A 21,383-nucleotide genomic window follows, 5' to 3' on the forward strand; every position below is an offset into this window, starting at 1 on the left:
GAGCGTCTGCCTCCAAAATGGGCAGAAATATGCAAGTTTGCGCACAATTCTGCACCATATCGGGGATTAATTGCATTCTTTGCAAGTTAATATGCGGCTTTCGCACTTGCACAATCCGGCCCAATCCGCCATTTGGGAGGTGCCTTTCAGGCATCCTCTCCCAAACTTTTCAAGCCCGGCTCTCGTAGCCGGGCTTTTTTCTTGCCCGGTAGCGCTATCGCGTTCCGGCCTCGCCGCGGCCCGTCGCCGATTGCATTCATCTGCCCCCGTTCCTAGCTTTGCGGCCACACCGCTTGAACAGGAACGCCCATGGCAGACGCCGAAACCGCCACACCGACACGCACCGTCAGGCTCCAGGTCGCGCCTGCGCGCCAGGAAGAATCGGGCGCCGGGATCGCCCGCATGCCGCGCTCGGCCTTCCAGAAGCTCGGCATCACCGAGGGCGACGTGGTCGAAATCCGCGGCAAGCGCACCACCGCCGCCATCGCCATGGCCGCCTACCCCGAGGATGACGCGCTCGACGTGGTCCGCCTCGACGGTCTCCAGCGCGCCAATGCGCAAGGGGGGTCGGGCGAGCATGTCGAGATCGCGCGCGGCGAATCGCGCCCGGCCACCCGCGTGGTCTTCGCCCCCGCGCAGCGCGAAATGCGCCTGCAGGGGCCGACCCAGGCGCTGAAGCGCAACTTCTTCCGCCGCCCGCTGGTGGCAGGCGACCTCGTTGCGACCACCGGCCAGCAGCCGGTGCAGAACATGCCCGCCGACGTGCGCCAGCTCCTGCGAGCGCCGGCCTATGCCCTCACCCAGATCCGCCTCACCGTCGCCTCGACCAGCCCCAAGGGCCTCGTCCATATCGACGAGAACACCGAGGTCGAGCTGCGCGCCGAGTTCGAGGACCCGCGCGATGGCCGCGCCGTGGTCAACTATGACGATGTCGGCGGCATGGAAGAGACCATCCGTGCCCTGCGCGAAATGGTCGAGCTGCCGCTGCGCTACCCCGAACTGTTCATCCGCCTCGGGGTCGAGCCGCCCAAAGGCGTGCTGCTCCACGGCCCGCCGGGCACCGGCAAGACCCGCCTCGCACAGGCGGTGGCGAACGAATCGGACGCCGAATTCTTCATCATCAACGGGCCCGAGATCATGGGCTCGGGCTACGGCGAATCGGAAAAGCGCCTGCGCGAGGTGTTCGAGGAGGCGACCCGCGCCGCGCCCGCGATCATCTTCATCGACGAGATCGATTCGATCGCTCCCAAGCGCACCCAGGTGCCGGGCGAGGCGGAAAAGCGCCTCGTCGCCCAGCTGCTCACCCTGATGGACGGGCTGGAAAAGCGCGCCAACCTCGTCGTGATCGCCGCCACCAACCGGCCCGACGCGATCGACGAGGCGCTGCGCCGACCCGGCCGCTTCGACCGCGAGATCGTGATCGGCGTGCCCGACCAGCGCGGGCGGCGCGAGATTCTCGGCATCCACACCCGCGGCATGCCGATGGGCGAGGGCCTCGACCTCGATGAACTCGCGCGCGTCACCCACGGCTTCGTCGGCGCGGACATCGCCGCACTCGCCCGCGAGGCCGCGATCGAGGCCGTGCGCCGGATCATGCCGCGCCTCGACCTCGACGAACGCACCATCCCGCAGGACGTGCTCGACGACCTCTATGTCTGCCGCGACGATTTCCTCGCCGCCCTGAAGCGCGTCCAGCCCTCGGCGATGCGCGAGGTGATGGTACAGGTGCCCAATGTCGCATGGGACGACATCGGCGGCGCGGGCGAGGCGATCGACCGGCTGAAGGAGGGGATCGAGCTGCCGCTCAAGAACCCCGATGCGTTCCGCCGCCTCGGCATCCGTCCGGCCAAGGGCTTCCTGCTCTATGGCCCGCCGGGGACGGGCAAGACCCTGCTCGCCAAGGCCGTCGCCAAGGAGGCCGAGGCGAACTTCATCTCGATGAAGTCCTCGGACCTCCTGTCCAAGTGGTATGGCGAGAGCGAGCAGCAGATCGCGCGCCTCTTCGCCCGCGCCCGCGCGGTCGCGCCCTGCGTCGTCTTCATCGACGAGATCGATTCGCTGGTGCCCGCGCGCGGCTCGGGTCAGGGCGAGCCGCAGGTCACGGGCCGGGTGGTCAACACCATCCTCGCCGAGATGGACGGGCTCGAGGAGCTGCAATCGGTCGTCGTGATCGGCGCCACCAACCGGCCGACGCTGGTCGACCCCGCGCTGCTGCGCCCGGGCCGCTTCGACGAGCTGGTGTACGTCGGCACCCCCGACAGGGCTGGCCGCGAGCACATCCTCGGCATCCACACCGCCAAGATGCCGCTCGGCGATGACGTCGATCTGGCGAAACTGGCCGCCGAGACCGAGCGCTTCACCGGCGCCGACCTCGAAGACCTCGTGCGCCGCGCCGGCCTTGCCGCGCTGCGCCGCGTGGGCGGGAAAGTCAGCGCGGTCGAGGGCCGAGATTTCGACGCCGCGCTCAAGGATTCGCGCGCGACCGTGACGGTCGAGATGGAGGACGAATACCTCAAGATGCGCGGCGAGCTGAAAAAGCGCGCGGCGGCGGTGCAGCCGATCGGGTTCTTCTCGCCCGAGATGCTGAAGCCCACGCGCGAGAAGAAGCACGATTGATGCGGGCGAAGCGCGGGCGGTTTCCTACACGGCAAGAGCCGCATAGGTTGCGACCGCCCGCTCTTTCGCATCGTTGAACCCCTAAGTCAGAAAAACGGCGCTATGCAGCCGGATGGTCGCGGTCTGCGAGCGTTTCCGCTGGCGCGCCCGTGTCCGTCCGCTTGGCGGATTTCGCCAAATAATTCTTATATTCAGCGGGATAGTGGGGCAGAGCAAAGCGGACACGGTGTCCGCTTTGTCCGCCTAATGCGCCGCATCCCAGCTGAGACCAGTGCCGATTTCGACCCCGAGCGGCACTGTCAGCTCCACCGATGGCAAGGCCGCCTCGGCCATCACCTGCCGGATGATCGGCGTCGCAGCCTCGACTCGATGCTCTGGCAGTTCGAACACCAGTTCGTCGTGCACCTGCAATAGCATGCGCACATCGGAGAGGCCCGCCTCGGCCAGCGCCGGGAGCATCCGCGCCATTGCGCGCTTGATGATGTCGGCGCTGGTGCCCTGGATCGGCGCGTTGATCGCCGCGCGCTCGCTGCCCTGCCGCTCGGCCTGGTTCTTGGAATTGATCCGCGGGAACCACGTCTTGCGGCCGAAAAGCGTCTCGGAATAGCCCTTGGCCCGCACCGTCTCGAGCGTTTCGTGGATATAGCGCTGGATGCCGGGGAAGCGCTGGAAATAGGTGTCGATCATCGCCTGGGCTTCCTCGGGCGGCACTTCGAGCCGCGCGGCGAGGCCCCAGCGGCTGATGCCGTAGAGGATCGCAAAGTTGATCGTCTTGGCGCGGCCGCGGGTGTCGCGGGTGACCTCGCCGAACATCTCCTGGGCGGTGCGGGCGTGGATGTCCTCGCCCGCGGCGAAGGCCTCCTTGAGGCTCGGCACATCGGCCATGTGTGCCGCAAGCCGCAGTTCGATCTGCGAATAGTCGGCGGCAAGCAGGACATTGCCGTCCTCGGGCACGAAAGCCTCGCGGATCTGGCGGCCGATCGCGGTGCGGATCGGAATGTTCTGGAGGTTCGGATCGGTCGAGGAGAGCCGCCCGGTCTGCGCGCCGACGAGGCTATAGCTGGTGTGGACGCGGCCCGTATCGGGGTTGATCGCGGCCTGCAGCGCATCGGTGTAGGTCGACTTCAATTTGGCCAGCTGCCGCCATTCCAGCACCAGCCGCGCAATCGGCGCGCCTTCCGCAGCGAGCTTTTCGAGCACCGAAACGTCGGTCGAATATTGCCCGGTCTTGCCCTTCTTGCCGCCCTTGTAGCCGAGCTTGTCGAACAGGATTTCGCCCAGCTGCTTGGGGCTGCCGACGGTGAATTCCTGCCCGGCGACGGCGTGGATCTCGCCTTCCAAGCGTCCGATCTCGACCGAGAATTCCTCCGATAGCTTCGCCAGCCGCGCCCGGTCGACCTTGATGCCCTCGCGCTCCATGCCGGCGACGACAGGGATCAGCGGGCGGTCGACCCGCTCGTAGATGCGTGCCCCGCCCTCGACCGTCAGGCGCGGCTTGAGGTGCGCGTGGAGCCGCCAGGTGATGTCGGCATCCTCGGCGGCATAGGCGGTCGCGCGGTCGAGCGGAACTTCGGCAAAGCTGATCGCCTTCTTGCCGGTGCCGCACAGGTCCTTGAACGGGATCGGCGTGTGGCCGAGATGGCGCTGCGAGAGTTCGTCCATCCCGTGGCCGCCCCCCATCCCGTCCTCGCCGCGCCCCGCGTCGAGATCGAAGCTGATGACCATCGTATCGTCGATCGGCGCGACCATGATCCCCTGACGGGCGAGCACGTTGAGGTCGTACTTGCCGTTCTGGAAGATCTTGAGGACCGCATCGTCCTCCAGCAGCGGCTTAAGCGCGGCGATGGCGTCGGCGAGCGGCACTTGTTCTGGCTTCTGCGCGAACATGTCCGTCCCGCCGTGGCCGAGCGGAATGTAGCAGGCATCGTTCGGGCCAAGCGCGAGGCTCACCCCGACGAGATCGGCGCGGATCGCATCGAGCGACGTGGTCTCGGTATCCACCGCAACGGCCTGCGCGGCGCGGGCGCGGGCGACCCAGGCTTCGAGCCTCTCGAGCGTCTGCACGGTCTCGTAGGCGGTGTGATCGACCGCCGGGAACTCGGGGATCGGCTGGCGGTTGCCCTCGCCCCCGGCAGGCGCGGCGGCGCTGGCGGTGGTGGGCTTGGCCGGGTTGAGATCGGTCGGGCGTGACGGGCTGCCGTGGCCTGCATCGAGCCGCCGCAGCAGCGAGGTGAAGCCGTGGGTCTGGAGGAAAACGGCCAGCGGCTCGGGCGGCACGGGGCCGAGCTTCATCTCCTCGAGCGGCTGTGGCAGGTCGCAATCGTCCTTGAGCGTGACCAGCACCTTGGAGAGTTCCGCATCGCCTCGCCCCTCGATCAGCCGGTCGCGCAGCTTGGAGGGCTTCATCCCCTCCGCCGCATCGAGCGCCGCGGTGAGCGAGCCGTGCTCGGCGATCAGCTTGCTCGCGGTCTTGGGCCCGATGCCGTAGATGCCCGGCACGTTGTCGACCGCATCGCCCATCAGCGCCAGCACGTCGCCGACCAGCTCGGGGCCAACGCCGAACTTCTCCTCGACCTCCTCCAGCCAGATGCGCTGGTTCTTCATGGTGTCGAGCATGTCGATCCGGGCCCCGTCCACTTCCGAGATCAGCTGCATCAGGTCCTTGTCGGAAGAGACGATGGTGACGTCCCATCCCCGCCGCTGGGCTTCGAGCGCGTAGGAGGCGATGAGGTCGTCCGCCTCCAGCCCCTCGACCTCGATGCACGGCAGGCTGAAGGCGCGGGTGGCGTCGCGGATCAGGGGGAACTGCGGCTTGAGGTCCTCGGGCGGCTCGGGGCGGTTGGCCTTGTAGTGCTCGTAAATTTCATTGCGGAAGCTGACGCCGCTGGCGTCGAGAATCACCGCAAGGTGCGTGGGGCCGTCAGCCGCGTCGAGATCGCTCGCCAGCTTCCACAGCATCGTGGTGTAGCCATAGACCGCGCCCACCGGCGTCCCCTCGGGGTTCGTCAGCGGGGGCAGGCGGTGATAGGCCCGGAAGATGTAGGACGATCCGTCGACGAGATAGAGATGCTGCTTATCGGCCATGCCGCCTGCTAGCAGGCGCGGCGGCGCGGGGACAGGGTTTTGGCGCAGGGGAACTTGCGGTGAAACGTTCGCCAATTGTGGCGAAATTGGGGCAGAACTGCGGCGGCGTGCCTTATTCCGCTTGTCTCTCCCCGCAGCGCAACTTAGCTTGGGGCTTGAACCGGACGAGAGAGAACCCGGTCGGCGCGTCCCATCCGGGCCGCGTGACAACCGCAGGATAAAGGAATTCCACGATGCGCAAGATCATCCTCGCCGCCGCCATCGCCACCTCGGCGCTGGGCCTCGCCGCTTGCAGCCAGAAGACCGAGAACGAGACCGGTGAAGCCGTCGACGCGATGGCCGCCGACGCCGAAGCCAACGCCGACAGCGCGGGCGACGCGATCGAGAACGCTGCCGACAAGACCGCCGACGGCGTCGAAGCTGCCGCCGACAAGGCTGCCGACACCGCCGAGAAGACTGCCGACGACATCGGCGATGCGGCTGAGAAGGTCGCCAACGACGCCGAAAACGCGGCCGAGTAAGCCGATGGGCACGCCCCCGCTTTCACCGGCGGGGGGTGGCAAAGCAAAAGGGCGGTGCCTTGCGGCGCCGCCCTTTTTGTATGGCCGGTTGGCCGAGCGCCTATCCGCCGGTGGCGTAGGGTGCGCTCGCCCAGTTGCGGGTGGGGTTGGCCTGCGCCTTGGCGGCAAAGCCGTCGTAGAGCGCACGGGCGATGGCGGCGATCCGCTCCTCGCGCGCCTGCTTGGTGCCCTGCCCGGTGACATAGATCGCCACCGCGATCACGCGCCCGTCAGGACATTCGATCAGGCCGATATCGCTCGAGGTGTTGCTGAGCGAGCCGGTCTTGTGGCTCACCCGCGCTTCGAGCGGGATGTGCGCCGGGATGCGGCGCTTGCCGGTGACGGTGCGGCTCATCGAGCCGAGCAGCACCTGGCGGCTCGAATCCGAGAGATATTCGCCGCGGTAGATGCCAGCGAGCAGCCGCGCCATCGTGCGCGGGGTCGCCGCGTCGCGCGTGTCGATGTAGCTCGCCGGATTGTACTCGCCATCATCGCGCACCAGCGTGGCGATGTCGCGGTTGATCGAGAAATTGGTGATCCCCTGGCGGCGGATCCAGTCGTTCACCACCGCCGGGCCGCCCACGGCTGCGAGCAGCGCATCGGTCGCGGGGTTGGAGGAGCGTGTGATCATCAGCTCGATCAGGTCGATCGCGGGGAGATACTGCCCCGGGCGCACCGGCGCCTTGGCCGAGGAGAACTTGGCCGAGGCCACCGGCAGCATCAGCGGAAATTCGCTGGTGAGCGAGTATTTCCCCTTCTCCACCATCTCGAGAAAAGTCGCGGCGATCGCCACCTTGCTGGTCGAGGCCATCGGGAAGAGCTGGTCGCCCAGCACCATCACCTCTTCGCCCGTCGCCAGATCAACCGCCGCCACGCCGATGCGGCCCAGCGAGGGATCGGCGAGCTGCGCGATGCGCTGTTCGAAGGTCGAGGCATAGACCGCGTCGAAGCTCTGCGGCTGACGGGCCTGCGTGCCAAAGGTGCTGTCGAAGGTAGCTTCGAGATCGTCCTGTGCCGCAGCCGGGGCGGCCAGCGCCGCGAAGGAGGCGGCAAAGCCGAGAAGGGCGGCGAGGAAGCGGGGGCGTGCCATGCGCTAAGGCTACTCCGACAGGGTTTAGCGGGACTTAACGGTAATCTTAGCCACGCTCGATTCGTCGCGGCAAGCGCTCTTTCGGTCGCGTGCGGTAAACGGTGCGCGGCGAACGACAGGGGCGCGGGCGCAGGCGCTCGCCGGAGGCTTTGCACCGGGCCAAGTCCTTGCTCGACCGGGATTGCAGTTTCGTCGATTCCCGTCTTGCCCCGTAGCCGGTGGGCTTGACTGCCAGCCTGCGCGCGGCACTCTGACGGTCAAGCATTGATCCAAGGGGACTATCGTAATGACCGACACCGCCACCCGCCGCGCCGCGCGCGCCGGCCTTGCCGCCCTGCTGCTCTCCGCCTCGGGCGTCGCTTTTGCGCAAGCCGTTCCGATCGTGAAGCCGGGCGCCCCCGGGCAGGCCTCCAAGACGCTCTCGGCCGACGAGGCGACCAAGCTGGCGCAAGCGAGCTACACCCCCTCCGATGTTGCCTTCATGCAGCACATGATCGTCCACCACCAGCAGGCGGTCGACATGGCGAAGCTGGTCAAGGACCGCACCAACACCCCCGAGCTGCTCACCATCGCCGGCCGCATCGAATCCTCGCAGGCCGACGAGATCGCCTTCATGCAGACCTGGCTGAAGGAGCGCGGTGAGCCGGTGGAAGACCCGGCGATGAAGGGCCACGGCGAACACCTTCACCACATGATGAAGGGCATGGCCTCGCCGGAAGACATGAAGGCGCTTGCCGCTGCCAAGGGCGCCGATTTCGACCGCCAGTTCCTGACCCTGATGATCGCCCACCACGATGGCGCGGTCGACATGGTCGAAAAGCTGTTCGACGAGGACGGCACCGCCGCCGATCCCGTGCTGTTCCAGTTCGTCAGTGACGTCGAGAGCGAGCAGAAGACCGAGATCGGCCGGATGGACAAGGTGCTCGCCGGTCTCTCGGCCGATCCGCGCTCGGGCCTTGCCGCAGGCTTCGAGAACGCGGGCGAGGCGATCCTGGGCCTGACCAAGATCGCGACCCTCAAGAAACCCGCCGGCTTCTTCAACCCAGACAACCCGGCCGAGCTGCGCCTGCCCAAGCCGAAGAAGAAGGGCAAGGAGGCGGAGAAGGAGGCGACCGCGGCCGCAGCCGATGCCGTCGCAACCGAAATGGCCGCCGCCGCCACTGAAGCCGCACCCGCTGCCGGCGCAGCCCCGGCCCCCGCCGTCGGCGCCGCCCCTGCCGCCGGCACCGCCGTTGCCGCCGCCACGCCCCCGCGCGAGGAGGAAGACCTCACCGATCTCGCCGAGCGCGGCCCGCTGCTCGATTTCGCCAACACCGACATGGCCTTCTTCGGCGATGTCATGGTCGCGGGCTCCTATCACGGGTTCAACATCTACAAGCTGGGCGCGGACGGCATCCCGACCCTCAAGAGCTCGGTCGTCTGCCCCGGCGGGCAGGGCGACGTCTCGGTGGTCGGCAACATCCTCGTGATGAGCGTCGAGCAGACCCGCGGCCGGCTCGACTGCGGGCTCGAGGGCGCGCCGGGCAAGGTCAATCCCGAGCGCTTCCGCGGCCTGCGCATCTTCGACATCTCAGACCTTGCCGCCCCGCGTCAGGTCGGCGCGGTGCAGACCTGCCGGGGGAGCCACACCCACTCGATCGTCAGCGCCGACGACACGCGCCTGATCGTCTATAACTCGGGCACCGCAGGCATCCGTGACGGCGAGGAGCTGGCCGGCTGCGTCGGCAGCACCCCGGGCGACAGCCGCACCGCGCTGTTCTCGATCGACGTGATCGAGATCCCGCTGGCCGATCCCTCCAAGGCGCGCATCGTCAAGAGCCCGCGCGTCTTCGCCGACGAGAAGACCGGCGAGATCGCAGGCCTGTGGAAGGGCGGCGATCACGGCGACGGCACCCAGAACACCTCGCGCACCGACCAGTGCCACGACATCACCGTCTTCCCCGCACTGAAGCTCGCGGCGGGTGCCTGCTCGGGCAACGGCATCATCTTCGACATCGCCGATCCGCTGAACCCCAAGCGCCTCGACGTCGTCACCGACACCGGCTTTGCCTACTGGCACTCGGCGACCTTCAACAATGACGGCACCAAGGTGATCTTCACCGACGAATGGGGCGGCGGCGGTCGTCCGCGCTGCAAGGCGAGCGATCCCAAGACCTGGGGCGCCAACGCGATCTACGACATCAAGGACGGCAAGCTCGTCTTCCGCGCGCACTACAAGATGCCCGCCCCGCAGACCGACAAGGAGAACTGCGTCGCGCACAACGGCTCGATCATCCCGGTCCCGGGCCGCGATCTGTTCGCGCAGGCGTGGTATCAGGGCGGCCTTTCGGTGATGGACTTCACCGACAGCGCCAACCCCAAGGAAATCGCGTACTTCGACCGCGGCCCGATCGACGCCAAGCAGATGGTGCTGGGCGGCTACTGGTCGGTCTACTGGTACAAGGGCCACATCTACGGCACCGAGATCACCCGCGGGATCGACGTGTTCTCGCTGCTGCCGAGCAAGTTCCTGACCAAGGCCGAGATCGCCGCCGCAAACGCCGCGAAGTATGAGGACGACCGCTTCAACCCCCAGACCCAGACCCGCGTGACGTGGGATGCGGCGGTGGTGAAGGCGGCCGAGGCGAGCCGCAAGCTGAAGTAGCGACATCCGGTGCCGCCGTCGCGGGTGTCCCTGCGGCGGCGGACGTGCTAGGTTCCCGCCATCATGACGGGGGGCGCCTAGTGATCGACATTGTTGCTTTCGCACTGGCTGCCGCAGCCGAGCCTGCTCCGGCTCCACGCCCCGCCTTCACGATGCCGCCCGTCGCGGTCGAACCCGAGGGGCCGATCGAGGCGGTGGTGCTCCACCCCCTGTTCCGCGAGCCCTTCGTGTGCGGCGAGCATGTCGCTGGGGAGGAATCCATCGCGGGCGATGCGCTGGGAACCGATTGCCAGATCATCGGCGAGACGCAGGGGCACGATCGCGGCTTCGGCAGGCTCTACCGGGGTGACGGCAGCCGCAATGAGGACTGGTATTCCTGGGGTGCCGCAGTGCTCGCCCCCGTGGACGGCGAAGTCGTCGGCCTGCTGCCTAACCCGAACGTCAACGTGCCCGGCACGCGCGGCAAGCCGCCTGCCGGACTGCTCCAGATCCGCAGGGCGGACGGCGTGGTCATCATGATGGCCCACCTCACGGACTTCACTGTGGCGCTGGGCGACACGGTGACAGCGGGCCAGGTGATTGCGCGGGTCGGCAACAACGGCCCCTCCTATGCCCCCCACGTCCATGTCGGCGCATCGCGCGGGGCGACACCGCTCCAGATCCGCTGGGACCAGAAAGCGATGGGCGCGCTGGCGGGGGATTAGCCGCGCTCGCCCGATTGTCTGCGCCCCGCCTTCGGATAGAGTGCAAGCATGGGGCCGCGCTGGAATCTCGCAATTTTTTGCGTCTTCATGGCGCTCGCTTTCCTGAGCCTGATCCTCGAGCGCACGACGCTGGGCGATTCCCTGCCGTTTCCGATCTATGTGGTGGTCGCCGTGTGCGGCGGGATTTCCGGATACCTCGCCGCGGCCGAGGCCATCGCGGCCCAGAAGATTGACCAGGGCTATCGCGCCATTGCCAGCTTTGCGGGCCTGATCATACTCGGCATAATGGGCGCGGTGATGCTGTCGCACTCGCTGACGATACGCGCGGCCTTCATCGGCGTGTCGAGCGAGCCGCAGATGGTGGAGCTGCCGGTCGAGAAGCGCGATCGTGGTCGCCGGTCGCGCAGTTGGGGGAGCCCCTTCTCGCTCAAGGTTCGGGTGCCGGACGGCGGCCGCTTAGTCAGCGTGGATGTGGACGAGGCACTCTACGACAAGGTCGGCGTAAAGCCCGAGCCGGAGAAACATTGCCTCGTCCTGCCGGTCGAAACCGGTCGCTGGGGCTTGCGGCGGGTGTGGGTGCCCAACGAATTCGACACGCCGGTGGGTCTCGCCGATTACCGCCTGTGCGGTCGCTCCGCGCGTTTCTGAGCACCTCGCGCGGCAGCTAGGCGCGGGCGTGGACCCACGCCGATCTGGCACTTCCCTCCAATGCGGCGAAGATCGCGGTCACGATCCGCGCGCGCTGCAAGGTATCATGCTCCTGCGATCCCCAGGAGACCTGCACCAGCAGCGGAAGGCCTGCGCGGCGGCCATGCGCAAGAGTGCCCGCGGGCAGCGCCATGAGGAAGGTCATGGCGCTGCCCGCAAGCAAGGCGCGGCGCGACAGGGGGAGATCGCCCGCCATCCCGGTCAGCCCTTCGGCGCCAGCGCGGCCTTGAGCTGGTCGAGCGTCAGCGCCCGCCCGGCCATGCCCCAGCCGCCATCGGGCACCTCGTTGATGTGCACCCAGGTGAACTGGCGCACGGCGGGGATGCCCTCGGCCTCGACACAGGCATCGGTCACCTTGGCGACCATCTGCGACTTCTGCTCGGGGGTGAGCGATCCGGCGGGGACGGAGATCTGGACGAGCGGCATGGCATTTCACCTTTCACTTGCAGCCACGAATCTATGGCGATCACCATAGTATGACGATTGCCATAGATCGGTCAAGCCGGAGATGCTAAGGCAGCGCCATGCCGCGCACCTCCGACGCCCGCTCCAAGGCCATTGCCACCGCCGAACAGCTGTTCCGCACCCAAGGCTATGCCGCCACCGGCCTTGCCCAGATCATCGCCGAAAGCGGCGCGCCCAAGGGCTCGTTCTATTTCCACTTCCCCGGCGGGAAGGACGAGCTCGCGGCTGAAGCGATCACCGCCTTTGCCGCACGCGGGCTGGCGGCAATCCGGGGGATTGCGCAGGCGACGCCGGACGATGCTTCGGGCTTCGTGACGCGGCTGTGCGCCGCTTTCGCCACCGAGATGCGGGAATCGGGCTACGCGCTCGGCTGCGTGTTCCAGAACATCGCGATCGAACGCGCGCCGGGCGATCCAGCGATCACGCCGCTGTTGCAGGAGGGCTTTGCCAGCTGGATCGGCGCCATCGCCGGGCATTTCGCAGCCTGCGGAGTCGCCCGCCCTGACGAGGCCGCACTTGCGCTGGTCACCGCGCTGGAAGGCGCGCGCACGCTCGCACGGGTGCAGGCGAGCGAGGCGCCATTCGATGCCGTCGCGGCGCTGTTCCAGCCGCGACTGGCGGCGCGGGCCTAGCCCTCGGCAGCTTCCTTGCTCTTGAGGAAGGGGCGCAGCGGGAAGGTCCACTGCTCCCAGATCGACAGGCGCTTGCGGTCGTCCTGCCCGACGATGGCGCTCTCGCCGTCCTTGTAGGTGCCGAACACGCGGTCCCAGAAGATCACACTGTTGCCGTAGTTGCAGCGCGTGTCCTCGTAGCTCGTCGCGGTGTGATGAAGCGAGTGGTTGCGGATCGTCGTGAAGAAGAACCCGTACCAGATCGGCGGATTGGCGCTGACATTGGCGTGGGCATAGATCGCGATCGCACCGCCGACGGTGAAGCTGGCGAACAGGGCGTTCAAGTCGATGTCGAGCAGCGCGATGATGCCGATGCTGATCAGGAACAGCTCGATCGGGTTACCGATATAGCCCTTCATCGCATTGAGCTGGGTGATGTGGTGATGCGGCGCATGGGTCAGCCACAGCGGCGTCCAGTTGTGCATCGCGCGGTGCATCCAGTACTGGCCGAGCTCGAACAGAAACAGCGCGAACATCGCCTGCACCAGGAAGGGCAGCTCAGGCAGCCACGGGGTGCCGATGCCCCACGTCTGCTTGAGCTCGCCGAGCGGGCCGTTGATCAGCGTGTCCGAGAGCCAGCCGATCACGAAGAAGAAGAACGCGAAGTAGAAGATGTCGGTGGCGAACTCGCGCCAGTTCATGCGCCAGCCTTCATGCCGCTCGAACACGAATTCGAGGAGCTGGACGAAGACCACCGTCCCCACCCCCACTGCCGGCAGCGCCCACGCGGATTCCACCACCGACTGCGGGGCGAAGCCCCAGAAGGCGAGGATCGCTGCCAGTGTGGCAGGCGGCAGCAGGTTGACGAGCGACTGTTTCACCGGATGTTCCCCCATTCGGATCAGGCCGCATCTCTAGAGCGCGGCCGACAAGCGCGAGAATACGCCATTTTCCGCAGAGGGTCGAGTTGGCCAAGCGTCCAATTGAATAGACAGCAATTTTCGACAACCGCGAATGACAATAATCAGATATGGAGTGCGGCGAACCTCAAATCGGGAGCTGGCATATGGAATTGCGGCCTATCGCTTGCGCTTTCGCACTGCTCATAGGTGGCCTTGCACCCCTCCAGCCGCTGGAAGCGCAGGCCGGGAAACCCGTCGACGCTGCGGCTGCGGGCGAAATGACCCTGGCCGACCGCGTGGTCGTTGCCGCGCAGATCAACCATGTTGTGAAGCGCTACTTCGCGCATTGGGAGGGCCTGCCGCCGGACTACGACTGGGATACGCGGTTTGCCGATTACGTGGCCGAAGCCCTCGCCGCACCCGATCGCCGCAGCTTCAGCATCGCCACGATGCGGCTGATCGCCAGCCTCAACAATGGCCACAGTGCCTTCTACGACGAAGTGCTCGACGACGAGCCCTTCCTGCCATTCATCGCACGGCCCATCGGCGGCAAGTGGACCATTATCGCCAGCTGGATTGACGAGGTTTCGCCCGGCGACGTCATCGCAACGGTCGACGGGGTTGCGATGGACAGCTGGGTCGAGCCGCTTCGCGCCATCGTCGGCCAATCCGACAGGCGTGCGCAGGACCGGCTCTTGCTGCAACAAGGCCGCGCGCTGGTGCCGCAGCGGGTCCGGCTCGGGCTCGCGTCGGGCAAGAGCGTCGATATCGACCGGGCCGCCCCCCGGGGCGAGCGGCGCCCGGCGCGCAAGCCCTTCGAGGTCGAGACCACCGTCCGCGACAATGGCGTGGTCGTGATCCGCATCCCCAGCTTCGACGACCCCAAGTTCGAAGCCGCAGCCATCGCGGCGGTCAAGGCCCATGCGGGCGCGCCGCTCATCCTGTTCGACGTGCGCGGTAACGGCGGAGGCACCACACCGGAAGCGTTGCTGCGAACAATCATGGATCGCGCCTATGCCGGCACCATCGTCCACACGCCGATGACCATCGCCGAGGACGATGCCCACGCCTCGTTCGACACCGCAGCCCCGCCGCGCCTCTTCGTCCTTTATGGCCCGGAACGCACTCAGCCCGCCGCCGACCCCGTCACCGGGCCGATGGCGGTGCTGATGGACGGCGGCTGCGGCTCGGCCTGCGAGGATTTCGTGATCCGATTCCAGTCGGGCAAGCGCGGACCGCTGCTGGGCGAGGCGACAGGTGGATCGACCGGCCAGCCCTACTTCGTCAAATGGCCAAAATGGAAGATGTCCTTCCGCATCTCGACCAAGCGCGAATTTTTCCCCGATGGCCGCCCCTTCGAGGGTGTGGGCGTTTCGCCCGACATCGCGGTGCCGCAGCTGATCGCCGACCTGACCGCGAACGGCGATCCCCAGCTTGACCGGGCGTTGGCGGCACTCAAGCCCAAGTCAGCCGGCAAGCGATGGCCAATCCCGATAGTCCCAGCCAAGGCGAGCCCGCGATGATCGAAGCGCCCGAAACCCCGCACACCCACCACCACGGCCACGGGCATGGCGGTGGCTCCGGCCGCTGGTTCGACATCGCGATGGCGGTCGCGGTTCTCTTGGTGTCCGCGGGATCGCTCTATGTCGCGCTTCACACCGGGCACACGATGGAAGCTCTGGTCCGCGAGAACGAGCGGCTGGTGCGCGCGCAATCGACGCCGGTGCTGCAATATGACCACGGCAACATCAGCGACGCAGGCGAACCGCAGCTCGAATTCACTGTGACCAATGTCGGCACGGGACCGGCGCGGATCGTCTGGTTCCGGATTTCGCATGAGGGCAAGAGCTTCTCCAGCGTCGGCTCGTGGGCGCGGTCCACCGGCAAGGGATCGATCACTTTCACGTCGAGCTCGATCAACCGGATCGTGCTGGCCCCCAACGACAAGCGGAGAATGGTCTCCTGGGCGCGGCCTGCCGATGCCCCGGGGCTCGCCCGCTGGAAGACGATCGACCGCGAGCGTTTCAATGCGACGGTCGAGGCCTGCTATTGCTCGGTGTTCGACCAGTGCTGGCAATCGAGCCTCGAGGCGGACATTCCCCGCGAGGTGAATAGCTGCGCAGCGCCGGATGGCGAGGCGCGGACCGAGCCGCTCGATTCCTGACGCGCCTTATGCCCGCGCGGCGACTTCGGCGGCGTCGAAGTAATGGATGCGAAGCTCGCGCAGCAGCCCGTCCTCGAAGGTGCCTGCCTCGCAGATCGTCTGGGTGAAGGGCGCCGAGCCGTCCTTGGGGTGCATGGTAAGACGGATCACCATCACCGCATGGGTCTCGCCCCCCGTGCAGTCGAGGATTTGAAGATCGGCGTTCGCCCAGGTGCCGTACATCGCGGCAGCGCAGCGCTGGAGCGCGTCCCTGCCCCGCCACTCGCCCGCGAAAGGCAGCGAGTTCGCCTCGTAGAGCACGAAATCGGGGTGGATCAGCGCCTCGACCGCGTCCCAGTCACGGGTGCCGGCGGTGGCGTAGACCTTCGCCAGAAGTTCGCGCGGCGTGCTCACTCTTCGATGGTGCCGATCAGGTCGCCCACCTTGTAGACCGCGCCTTCCTCGCCGGTGGGGCGGATGATGCCGCTAGCCTGCGCCTCGATCTCTGTGGTGCTCTTGTCGGTTTCGACGGTGTAGATGATGTCGCCCTTCTCCACGCGCTCGCCATCGCCGAACATCCATTCGACGAGGGTCATTTCGACAGCGCTCATGCCGAGCTTGGGGATGCGGATTTCGGATGCCATTTAGAGCTTGTCCATACTTGCTTTGATCTGTTCGATGATCTGGCCCTTGTTCGGGATCCACGCCTGTTCGAGGTGGCTGGCGAAGGGCACGGCCGAGAACGTCCCGCCGACGCGGCGGACGGGGCCTTTCAGCACGTCCCAGCACTTTTCCTGAATGTTCGCGGCGATCTCCGCACCGGTGCCGAAGGGGCGGACGGCTTCGTGGAGCGTCAGCGCGCGGCCGGTCTTGCGGACCGATGCGAGCACGGTCGCCTCGTCATAGGGGGCGATGGTTCTGAGGTCGACGACCTCGACCGAGATGCCTTCCTTGGCCAGATCATCGGCCACCGCCAGCGCGTCGAGCACGGTGCGGCCATAGGTGATGATCGAGATGTCGGTGCCCTCGCGCGCAATCGCCGCCTTGCCCAGCGGGACGCGGTAGCCCGGGCCCGGGTCCTCGGCCTTGAGGCCGTAGCACAGGATGTTCTCGATGAAGATCACCGGGTCATTGGCGTCGATGCTCGCCCGCATCAGCCCGCGCGCATCGGCGGGGTTCGACGGGGTGACCACATGGATGCCCGCTACGTGCGCAAACCACGCTTCGAGCATATCCGAGTGCTGCCCGCCAAAGCCGACGCCGACCCCGGTGGTGGTGCGGATCACCATCGGACAGGGGGTCTGCCCGCCGCTCATGAAGCGCAGCTTGGCCGCATGGTTGACGATCTGGTCCATGCACACGCCGACGAAGTTCATCAGCATGATCTCGGCAATCGGGCGCTGGCCGGCGAGCGCCGCGCCGACGGCGGCGCCGATAATCGCTGTTTCGCTGATGGGCGTGGCGCGGATGCGGTGTTCGCCATACTTCTCGGTCAGGCCCGAGGTGACCTTGAACACCCCGCCGCCCTGCTTGGCGGACACATCCTCGCCGAGGCAGAACACGCCCGGATCTTCGGCCATCGCCTCGTCGATTGCGAGGTTCAGCGCCTGGGTCATGGTGATCTGGGCCATCAGGCGGTCTCCTCCAGCACGTCCTTGTAGATTTCGTCGGTATCCGGCAGCGGCGCGGCGAGCGCGTGTTCGACCGCCGCGTTGATCTGCGCGTCGATGTCGGCGACGATGGCGTCGAGCTCCTCTTCGGTGAACTGGTGCTCGAGCATCACCTTGCGCAGCTTGGGCAGCGGGTCCTCGGCCTTCATCTCGGCGATGTGTTCGGGCGGCATGTAGCTGAAGTCCGCGCCGAAGAAGTGGCCCATCATGCGGTAGCACATCGCCTCGACCAGCGTCGGCCCTTCGCCGCGGCGGGCACGGTCGACCGCTTCCTTCACCGCGGGGTAGATCTGGTGGACGTCATTGCCGTCAACCGTCACGCCCTTCATGCCATAGCCCGCCGCGCGGCTCGCGATATTGGGGCTGTCGGTGTGGTCGGCATAGGCGGTGTGCTCGCCATAGCGGTTGTTCTGGCACAGGAAGATCACCGGCAGCTTGTAGAGCTGGGCCATGTTCATCGCTTCGTGGAAGCCGCCGATATTGGCCGCGCCATCCCCGAAGCTCACCAGCGTCACCCGCCCGTCGCCATTGTTCTGGCTCGCCATGGCGAGGCCGTTGGCGATTGGCAGGCCCGATCCGACCACGCCGGTCGTCACCATGATCCCCGTCTCGGGATCGGTGATGTGCATGGTGCCGCCCTTGCCCTTGCAGGTGCCGGTGGCCTTGCCGAGGCATTCGCCCCACCACTTCTCCATCGGGATGCCCTTGGCGGTCTGCTCGCCCTGCCCGCGATAGGTGCAGACGACGTAGTCCTCCTTCTCGAGCGCCGCCATCGCCGCCGCCGAGACCAGCTCCTGCCCGCGCACGCAGTAATACATCACCGCGACCTTGCCGCCCATCAGCAGCTCGCGGAACTTCTCGTCGGTGCGGTTCACCTTCATCGTGCGGGTGTAGATGTCGAGCAGCTTGTCGCGGTCGATCTGGGACATGATGTCAGCCTTTTTGAAGAGGTGAGACTTAGAACTGGACGCGCTGGGTGAAGCCGCCGTCGACCACGATGTTCGCGCCGGTCATGTAGGGCACCGCCGGGCTCGCCACGAAGACGATCGCCTTGGCGACCTCGACCGGCTCGCCGAAGCGGCCGGTGGGCATCTTGGCGAGGGTGGCGTCGAAGAGCGGCTTCATGTGCTCCTCGATGATCTCCCAGTTGCCGCCCTTGTAGTAGATCGCGCCGGGGCTGACGGTGTTCACGCGGATGCCCTTGGCGGCATAGGCCTGCGAAAGCTGCGAGGCATAGGTGATCAGCGCGGCCTTGATCGCGTTGAAGGGATTGGGGGCGATGAAGGTCTCGAGCGCGGCGGTCGAGGACAGCATCACGATCGAGCCGGTGCCCGAGGCTTCGAGGTAGGGCGTCAACGTCTCGACCGCGAAGGCCGCGCCCTTCAGGTCCATGTCGAGGCACGCCTGCCAGTCCCCCGCCCCGCCGGTGCCCGAGGCGCTGGCGGTGTGAACGAAGATGTCGCACCCGCCGAGTTCCGCCACGGCCTTCTCGAGCCACGCCTGATAGGCCTCGGTCCCGCTCGCCATGTCGAACACCTCGGCGAAGACCTTGCCTGGCCCGGCGGCGTCGATCTCGGCGACGGCGGCGGCGATCTTGTCTTCCTTGCGGCTGAAGAAGGCAACGTCAGCGCCCTCGGCGGCGAACAGCTTCAGGGATTGCAACCCGAGGCCATGCGCCCCGCCGTTCATGATGACCTTCTTGCCCTTCAATCCCAGATCCATAGCGCCTCTCCCCGGCTTTCGGTTGTGGGCTGAGGGGATAGCGGAGTGGGGGGGCGGGGCGTATCGTCAATTTTGGGGGGTTTGAGGGGCAAAGCATCGCCCCCCAATGAAGCAGCAGCGTTGCGATGGAAACCGATGGAGAATGCATGATGGCCACAGAGGTCAATAGAGATTTTATCATGCTGTCTTTTGCGGCGACTGAATGTCGTAGAGCACTCGATAATCTTGCAGAGGTTGAGGCCCTTGCGGCAGTGCGGATCGTTAGGGAGCAAGGCGGCGAGGTGCGAGAGAACCTTCGCGCCTTTGATCGAATTCGTTTGGGGTTACAAATGGCGGCAAATGTCTCCCGCATATTCTGGCCCCCGCGAAACGGTGAGCGCGGCGCCCATTTGAGAGAGATTACGGGCCTCGATGAAGGCCACGGGCTCAGCGATCGAAGGCTCAGAAATCACATAGAGCATATCGACGAAAGACTGGACGCTTGGACGGAGACGTCACCTAGGCCTTTTTTGACGATAGAACTCGTGGTTCATTCTGATATGCCGCCGCCGGGCGATAGGCGTGACGAAGTCAAAGAGATGACGGCGATTGTCTACGACGCCGACGACCAAACTGTACATCTCTTCGGCGATGTCTTCTCGCTGGCTGAATTGCGCACCTACCTTGAGGATGCTGGCGAAAAGATAAGCGAAGGAATTTCCAAGGTCGTGGCAACTTGGGGATGATTTCGGTCGCCCCGCGACCGCAAGCGCGAAGGCGCGACCGCAGGTGCCCGGAACGAAGCGTAGCGAAGTGGAGGAATAGCACCGGAGGACGCTCGCACGGAGGTGCGAGCGAAACCGCAAAGACTCCATTTCCGGCCTTCAGCCGGAAATGGTGCTGCTGGGGAGGATTGAACTCCCGACCTCACCCTTACCAAGGGTGCGCTCTACCACTGAGCTACAGCAGCGCCGGAAACAGGCGCGCCCTATTGTCGCGCGTCCTCGCAATGTCAAGCGGGGGTTGATGGGGGCATCACATATCTGCAATGCGTTTCGCATGAGTGAAGACCCTCGCAAGAATATGTCTTCGGCCAAGGCAAGGGAGGAGCGTCTCGCGGCCAAGCTGCGCGAGAACCTGCGGCGGCGGAAGGCACAGGCCCGGGCGGTGGCCGGTGCGGAGAGCGATTCGGATCGTCCGCAGCCCCTTTCCAATTCCGCCGACGAGGGCTAACGCCCGCCGCTCTCGCTGGTTGCTCACCGATCCCACCGGAACCCCGGAGACAAAATGCCCAAGCTCATCCTCGTCCGCCACGGCCAGAGCCAGTGGAACCTCGAAAACCGCTTCACCGGCTGGTGGGATGTCGACCTGACCGAGAAGGGTGTTGCCGAAGCCTCCGCTGCGGGCGCGCTGCTGAAGGACAAGGGCGTGCTGCCGACCTATGCCTTCACCTCGCTCCAGACCCGCGCGATCAAGACGCTGCATCTGGCGCTGGAGGCCGCGGGGCGGTTGTGGATCCCCGAGACCAAGGACTGGCGCCTGAACGAGCGGCACTATGGCGGGCTCACCGGGCTCGACAAGGCCGAGACCGCGGCGAAGCATGGTGACGAGCAGGTCAAGATCTGGCGCCGCAGCTTCGACATTCCACCGCCCGTGCTGGAAGCAGGCAGCGCGTTCGATCTCGCCAGCGACCCGCGCTATGCCGGCATCGCGATCCCCGATACCGAAAGCCTCAAGCTCACGATCGAGCGCGTGCTGCCCTATTGGGAAAGCGCGATCCTGCCCGTGCTGGCGAGCGGCGAGACGGTCATCATCGCCGCCCACGGCAATTCCCTGCGCGCGCTGGTCAAGCACCTCTCGGGCATTTCGGACGCGGACATCACCGATCTCGAAATTCCCACCGGCCAGCCGATCATCTATGACTTCGACGGCAGTGCCCCTGTGGGCGAGCGCTATTATCTGAAGGACGCGTGATGGAAGCCATCGGGGGGAAGGTCGCGATCGTAATGGGGAGCCAGTCCGACTGGCCGACCATGAAATGCGCCGCCGAGGTGCTGGACGAGCTGGAAGTGCCCTACGAGGCGCGCATCACCTCGGCCCACCGCACTCCTGACAGAATGGTGGCTTTCGCCAAGGGCGCCGAGGGCGAGGGGTTCTCGGTCATCATAGCCGGCGCAGGGGGTGCGGCGCATCTGCCCGGCATGATCGCCAGCATGACGCACCTGCCGGTGCTGGGGGTGCCGGTGCAGTCGAAGGCCCTCTCGGGCATGGATAGCCTGCTCTCGATCGTGCAGATGCCGGGCGGCATTCCCGTCGGCACGCTGGCGATCGGCGAGGCGGGGGCGAAGAACGCGGGGCTGCTGGCGGCCGCGATCCTGGCACTTGGCGACGAGGCGCTGTCGGAGCGTTTGCAGGACTGGCGCGCGGCCAAGACCGCCGATGTCGCCGAGGTGCCGGAAAATTGAATCATCAAATCCGTTCGGGC

The 21,383-nt window shown here is 66.4% G+C and carries 22 protein-coding genes and 1 tRNA gene; 12 read left to right on the plus strand and 11 right to left on the minus strand.

Features of this window, described 5'->3' with window-relative positions; all coding sequences use genetic code 11:
* Positions 1-309: 309 nt before the first annotated feature.
* A complete protein-coding gene (locus BZF57_RS10325; protein WP_086737456.1) occupies positions 310-2,616 on the plus strand; it encodes a CDC48 family AAA ATPase in 2,307 nt (768 codons plus the stop codon).
* A gap of 243 nt (positions 2,617-2,859) precedes the next feature.
* On the opposite strand, the gene polA is transcribed toward BZF57_RS10325, so the two are convergent.
* Positions 2,860-5,700 (minus strand): DNA polymerase I, encoded by a 2,841-nt coding sequence (gene polA / locus BZF57_RS10330; protein ID WP_086737460.1) that lies wholly within the window; start codon positions 5,698-5,700, stop codon positions 2,860-2,862.
* Positions 5,701-5,933: 233 nt separating this feature from the next.
* Between polA and BZF57_RS10335 the strand changes: the two genes are divergently transcribed.
* Positions 5,934-6,221 carry a lipoprotein gene (locus BZF57_RS10335; protein ID WP_086737462.1) on the plus strand — a complete coding sequence of 96 codons (288 nt, stop codon included), beginning with the start codon at positions 5,934-5,936 and terminating at the stop codon, positions 6,219-6,221.
* Positions 6,222-6,321: 100 nt separating this feature from the next.
* On the opposite strand, the gene BZF57_RS10340 is transcribed toward BZF57_RS10335, so the two are convergent.
* Positions 6,322-7,350, minus strand: coding sequence for a serine hydrolase (locus BZF57_RS10340; protein WP_086737464.1), 1,029 nt, complete (start codon positions 7,348-7,350; stop codon positions 6,322-6,324).
* A gap of 286 nt (positions 7,351-7,636) precedes the next feature.
* Here BZF57_RS10340 and BZF57_RS10345 point away from each other — a divergent pair, with 286 nt between their 5' ends.
* The 3 genes from BZF57_RS10345 (at position 7,637) to BZF57_RS10355 (ending at position 11,346) form a co-directional block, all read left to right on the plus strand.
* The gene (locus BZF57_RS10345; RefSeq protein ID WP_086737466.1) at positions 7,637-9,994 is read left to right on the plus strand and encodes a DUF305 domain-containing protein; all 2,358 of its coding nucleotides are present in this window, start codon (positions 7,637-7,639) and stop codon (positions 9,992-9,994) included.
* Positions 9,995-10,074: 80 nt separating this feature from the next.
* Entirely contained in the window at positions 10,075-10,698 is a 624-nt protein-coding gene (locus tag BZF57_RS10350) for a M23 family metallopeptidase (protein ID WP_086737468.1), read from the plus strand.
* An 87-nt stretch (positions 10,699-10,785) separates the two neighbouring features.
* Positions 10,786-11,346, plus strand: coding sequence for a hypothetical protein (locus BZF57_RS10355; RefSeq protein ID WP_143738455.1), 561 nt, complete (start codon positions 10,786-10,788; stop codon positions 11,344-11,346).
* Positions 11,347-11,362: 16 nt separating this feature from the next.
* Here BZF57_RS10355 and BZF57_RS10360 read toward each other — a convergent pair whose 3' ends face one another.
* Together BZF57_RS10360 and BZF57_RS10365 are read right to left on the minus strand one after the other, a co-directional pair.
* On the minus strand, positions 11,363-11,602 hold the full coding sequence (locus BZF57_RS10360; RefSeq protein WP_086737472.1) for a hypothetical protein: 240 nt from the start codon (positions 11,600-11,602) through the stop codon (positions 11,363-11,365).
* Between the two features lie 5 nt (positions 11,603-11,607).
* Complete coding sequence (locus BZF57_RS10365) at positions 11,608-11,832, minus strand: tautomerase family protein (RefSeq protein ID WP_086737474.1); 225 nt, start codon at positions 11,830-11,832, stop codon at positions 11,608-11,610.
* Positions 11,833-11,930: 98 nt separating this feature from the next.
* On the opposite strand from BZF57_RS10365, the gene BZF57_RS10370 reads away from it, so the two are divergent.
* Positions 11,931-12,503 (plus strand): TetR/AcrR family transcriptional regulator, encoded by a 573-nt coding sequence (locus BZF57_RS10370; RefSeq protein ID WP_169712956.1) that lies wholly within the window; start codon positions 11,931-11,933, stop codon positions 12,501-12,503.
* Here BZF57_RS10370 and BZF57_RS10375 read toward each other — a convergent pair.
* On the minus strand, positions 12,500-13,363 hold the full coding sequence (locus BZF57_RS10375) for a sterol desaturase family protein (RefSeq protein WP_086738028.1): 864 nt from the start codon (positions 13,361-13,363) through the stop codon (positions 12,500-12,502). The genes BZF57_RS10370 and BZF57_RS10375 overlap by 4 nt on opposite strands.
* 185 nt (positions 13,364-13,548) lie before the next feature.
* Here BZF57_RS10375 and BZF57_RS10380 point away from each other — a divergent pair, with 185 nt between their 5' ends.
* Both BZF57_RS10380 and BZF57_RS10385 read left to right on the plus strand, forming a co-directional pair.
* Positions 13,549-14,907, plus strand: coding sequence for a S41 family peptidase (locus tag BZF57_RS10380; RefSeq protein ID WP_206073240.1), 1,359 nt, complete (start codon positions 13,549-13,551; stop codon positions 14,905-14,907).
* Complete coding sequence (locus BZF57_RS10385) at positions 14,904-15,548, plus strand: hypothetical protein (RefSeq protein WP_143738457.1); 645 nt, start codon at positions 14,904-14,906, stop codon at positions 15,546-15,548. Before BZF57_RS10380 ends, BZF57_RS10385 begins: the two co-directional genes overlap by 4 nt.
* A 6-nt stretch (positions 15,549-15,554) precedes the next feature.
* On the opposite strand, the gene BZF57_RS10390 is transcribed toward BZF57_RS10385, so the two are convergent.
* Genes BZF57_RS10390 through BZF57_RS10410 form a run of 5 tightly spaced genes read right to left on the minus strand, consistent with a single transcriptional unit; the run spans position 15,555 to position 18,919 of the window.
* Entirely contained in the window at positions 15,555-15,941 is a 387-nt protein-coding gene (locus BZF57_RS10390) for a nuclear transport factor 2 family protein (protein ID WP_086737478.1), read from the minus strand.
* The gene (locus tag BZF57_RS10395) at positions 15,938-16,171 is read right to left on the minus strand and encodes a biotin/lipoyl-containing protein (RefSeq protein WP_066532098.1); all 234 of its coding nucleotides are present in this window, start codon (positions 16,169-16,171) and stop codon (positions 15,938-15,940) included. The genes BZF57_RS10390 and BZF57_RS10395 overlap by 4 nt, the downstream gene beginning before the upstream one ends.
* A complete protein-coding gene (locus BZF57_RS10400) occupies positions 16,172-17,158 on the minus strand; it encodes an alpha-ketoacid dehydrogenase subunit beta (RefSeq protein WP_086737480.1) in 987 nt (328 codons plus the stop codon). It lies immediately after the preceding gene.
* Positions 17,158-18,126 carry a thiamine pyrophosphate-dependent dehydrogenase E1 component subunit alpha gene (locus tag BZF57_RS10405; RefSeq protein WP_086737482.1) on the minus strand — a complete coding sequence of 323 codons (969 nt, stop codon included), beginning with the start codon at positions 18,124-18,126 and terminating at the stop codon, positions 17,158-17,160. The genes BZF57_RS10400 and BZF57_RS10405 overlap by 1 nt, the downstream gene beginning before the upstream one ends.
* A gap of 28 nt (positions 18,127-18,154) precedes the next feature.
* Positions 18,155-18,919, minus strand: coding sequence for an SDR family NAD(P)-dependent oxidoreductase (locus tag BZF57_RS10410; RefSeq protein ID WP_086737484.1), 765 nt, complete (start codon positions 18,917-18,919; stop codon positions 18,155-18,157).
* Between the two features lie 146 nt (positions 18,920-19,065).
* Here BZF57_RS10410 and BZF57_RS10415 point away from each other — a divergent pair, with 146 nt between their 5' ends.
* Positions 19,066-19,644 (plus strand): hypothetical protein, encoded by a 579-nt coding sequence (locus tag BZF57_RS10415; RefSeq protein ID WP_143738459.1) that lies wholly within the window; start codon positions 19,066-19,068, stop codon positions 19,642-19,644.
* 149 nt (positions 19,645-19,793) lie between these two features.
* Here BZF57_RS10415 and BZF57_RS10420 read toward each other — a convergent pair.
* A tRNA-Thr gene (locus BZF57_RS10420) sits at positions 19,794-19,868 on the minus strand.
* 89 nt (positions 19,869-19,957) lie between these two features.
* Here BZF57_RS10420 and BZF57_RS21440 point away from each other — a divergent pair.
* From BZF57_RS21440 to purE, 3 genes are read left to right on the plus strand one after another with little or no spacing between them, the layout of a single operon-like run.
* Positions 19,958-20,131: a hypothetical protein gene (locus BZF57_RS21440; RefSeq protein WP_169712957.1), complete on the plus strand. Its 174-nt coding sequence runs from the start codon at positions 19,958-19,960 to the stop codon at positions 20,129-20,131.
* A 54-nt stretch (positions 20,132-20,185) separates the two neighbouring features.
* On the plus strand, positions 20,186-20,872 hold the full coding sequence (gene gpmA / locus BZF57_RS10430) for a 2,3-diphosphoglycerate-dependent phosphoglycerate mutase (protein WP_086737490.1): 687 nt from the start codon (positions 20,186-20,188) through the stop codon (positions 20,870-20,872).
* Positions 20,872-21,363: a 5-(carboxyamino)imidazole ribonucleotide mutase gene (gene purE, locus BZF57_RS10435; protein WP_086737492.1), complete on the plus strand. Its 492-nt coding sequence runs from the start codon at positions 20,872-20,874 to the stop codon at positions 21,361-21,363. Before gpmA ends, purE begins: the two co-directional genes overlap by 1 nt.
* The last annotated feature ends 20 nt before the right edge of the window (positions 21,364-21,383 follow it).

Source organism: Erythrobacter colymbi (genome assembly GCF_002155685.1).
Taxonomy (GTDB): domain Bacteria; phylum Pseudomonadota; class Alphaproteobacteria; order Sphingomonadales; family Sphingomonadaceae; genus Erythrobacter; species Erythrobacter colymbi.

Excerpts from the sequence above, each read along its gene's own strand:
- BZF57_RS10325 (WP_086737456.1), top strand. The coding sequence starts at position 310 with ATGGCAGACGCCGAAACCGCCACACCGACACGCACCGTCAGGCTCCAG.
- polA (WP_086737460.1), bottom strand. The coding sequence starts at position 5,700 with ATGGCCGATAAGCAGCATCTCTATCTCGTCGACGGATCGTCCTACATC.
- BZF57_RS10335 (WP_086737462.1), top strand. The coding sequence starts at position 5,934 with ATGCGCAAGATCATCCTCGCCGCCGCCATCGCCACCTCGGCGCTGGGC.
- BZF57_RS10340 (WP_086737464.1), bottom strand. The coding sequence starts at position 7,350 with ATGGCACGCCCCCGCTTCCTCGCCGCCCTTCTCGGCTTTGCCGCCTCC.
- BZF57_RS10345 (WP_086737466.1), top strand. The coding sequence starts at position 7,637 with ATGACCGACACCGCCACCCGCCGCGCCGCGCGCGCCGGCCTTGCCGCC.
- BZF57_RS10355 (WP_143738455.1), top strand. The coding sequence starts at position 10,786 with ATGGCGCTCGCTTTCCTGAGCCTGATCCTCGAGCGCACGACGCTGGGC.
- BZF57_RS10360 (WP_086737472.1), bottom strand. The coding sequence starts at position 11,602 with ATGGCGGGCGATCTCCCCCTGTCGCGCCGCGCCTTGCTTGCGGGCAGC.
- BZF57_RS10365 (WP_086737474.1), bottom strand. The coding sequence starts at position 11,832 with ATGCCGCTCGTCCAGATCTCCGTCCCCGCCGGATCGCTCACCCCCGAG.
- BZF57_RS10370 (WP_169712956.1), top strand. The coding sequence starts at position 11,931 with ATGCCGCGCACCTCCGACGCCCGCTCCAAGGCCATTGCCACCGCCGAA.
- BZF57_RS10380 (WP_206073240.1), top strand. The coding sequence starts at position 13,549 with ATGGAATTGCGGCCTATCGCTTGCGCTTTCGCACTGCTCATAGGTGGC.
- BZF57_RS10385 (WP_143738457.1), top strand. The coding sequence starts at position 14,904 with ATGATCGAAGCGCCCGAAACCCCGCACACCCACCACCACGGCCACGGG.
- BZF57_RS10395 (WP_066532098.1), bottom strand. The coding sequence starts at position 16,171 with ATGGCATCCGAAATCCGCATCCCCAAGCTCGGCATGAGCGCTGTCGAA.
- BZF57_RS10400 (WP_086737480.1), bottom strand. The coding sequence starts at position 17,158 with ATGGCCCAGATCACCATGACCCAGGCGCTGAACCTCGCAATCGACGAG.
- BZF57_RS10405 (WP_086737482.1), bottom strand. The coding sequence starts at position 18,126 with ATGTCCCAGATCGACCGCGACAAGCTGCTCGACATCTACACCCGCACG.
- BZF57_RS10410 (WP_086737484.1), bottom strand. The coding sequence starts at position 18,919 with ATGGATCTGGGATTGAAGGGCAAGAAGGTCATCATGAACGGCGGGGCG.
- BZF57_RS10415 (WP_143738459.1), top strand. The coding sequence starts at position 19,066 with ATGATGGCCACAGAGGTCAATAGAGATTTTATCATGCTGTCTTTTGCG.
- BZF57_RS21440 (WP_169712957.1), top strand. The coding sequence starts at position 19,958 with ATGAGTGAAGACCCTCGCAAGAATATGTCTTCGGCCAAGGCAAGGGAG.
- gpmA (WP_086737490.1), top strand. The coding sequence starts at position 20,186 with ATGCCCAAGCTCATCCTCGTCCGCCACGGCCAGAGCCAGTGGAACCTC.
- purE (WP_086737492.1), top strand. The coding sequence starts at position 20,872 with ATGGAAGCCATCGGGGGGAAGGTCGCGATCGTAATGGGGAGCCAGTCC.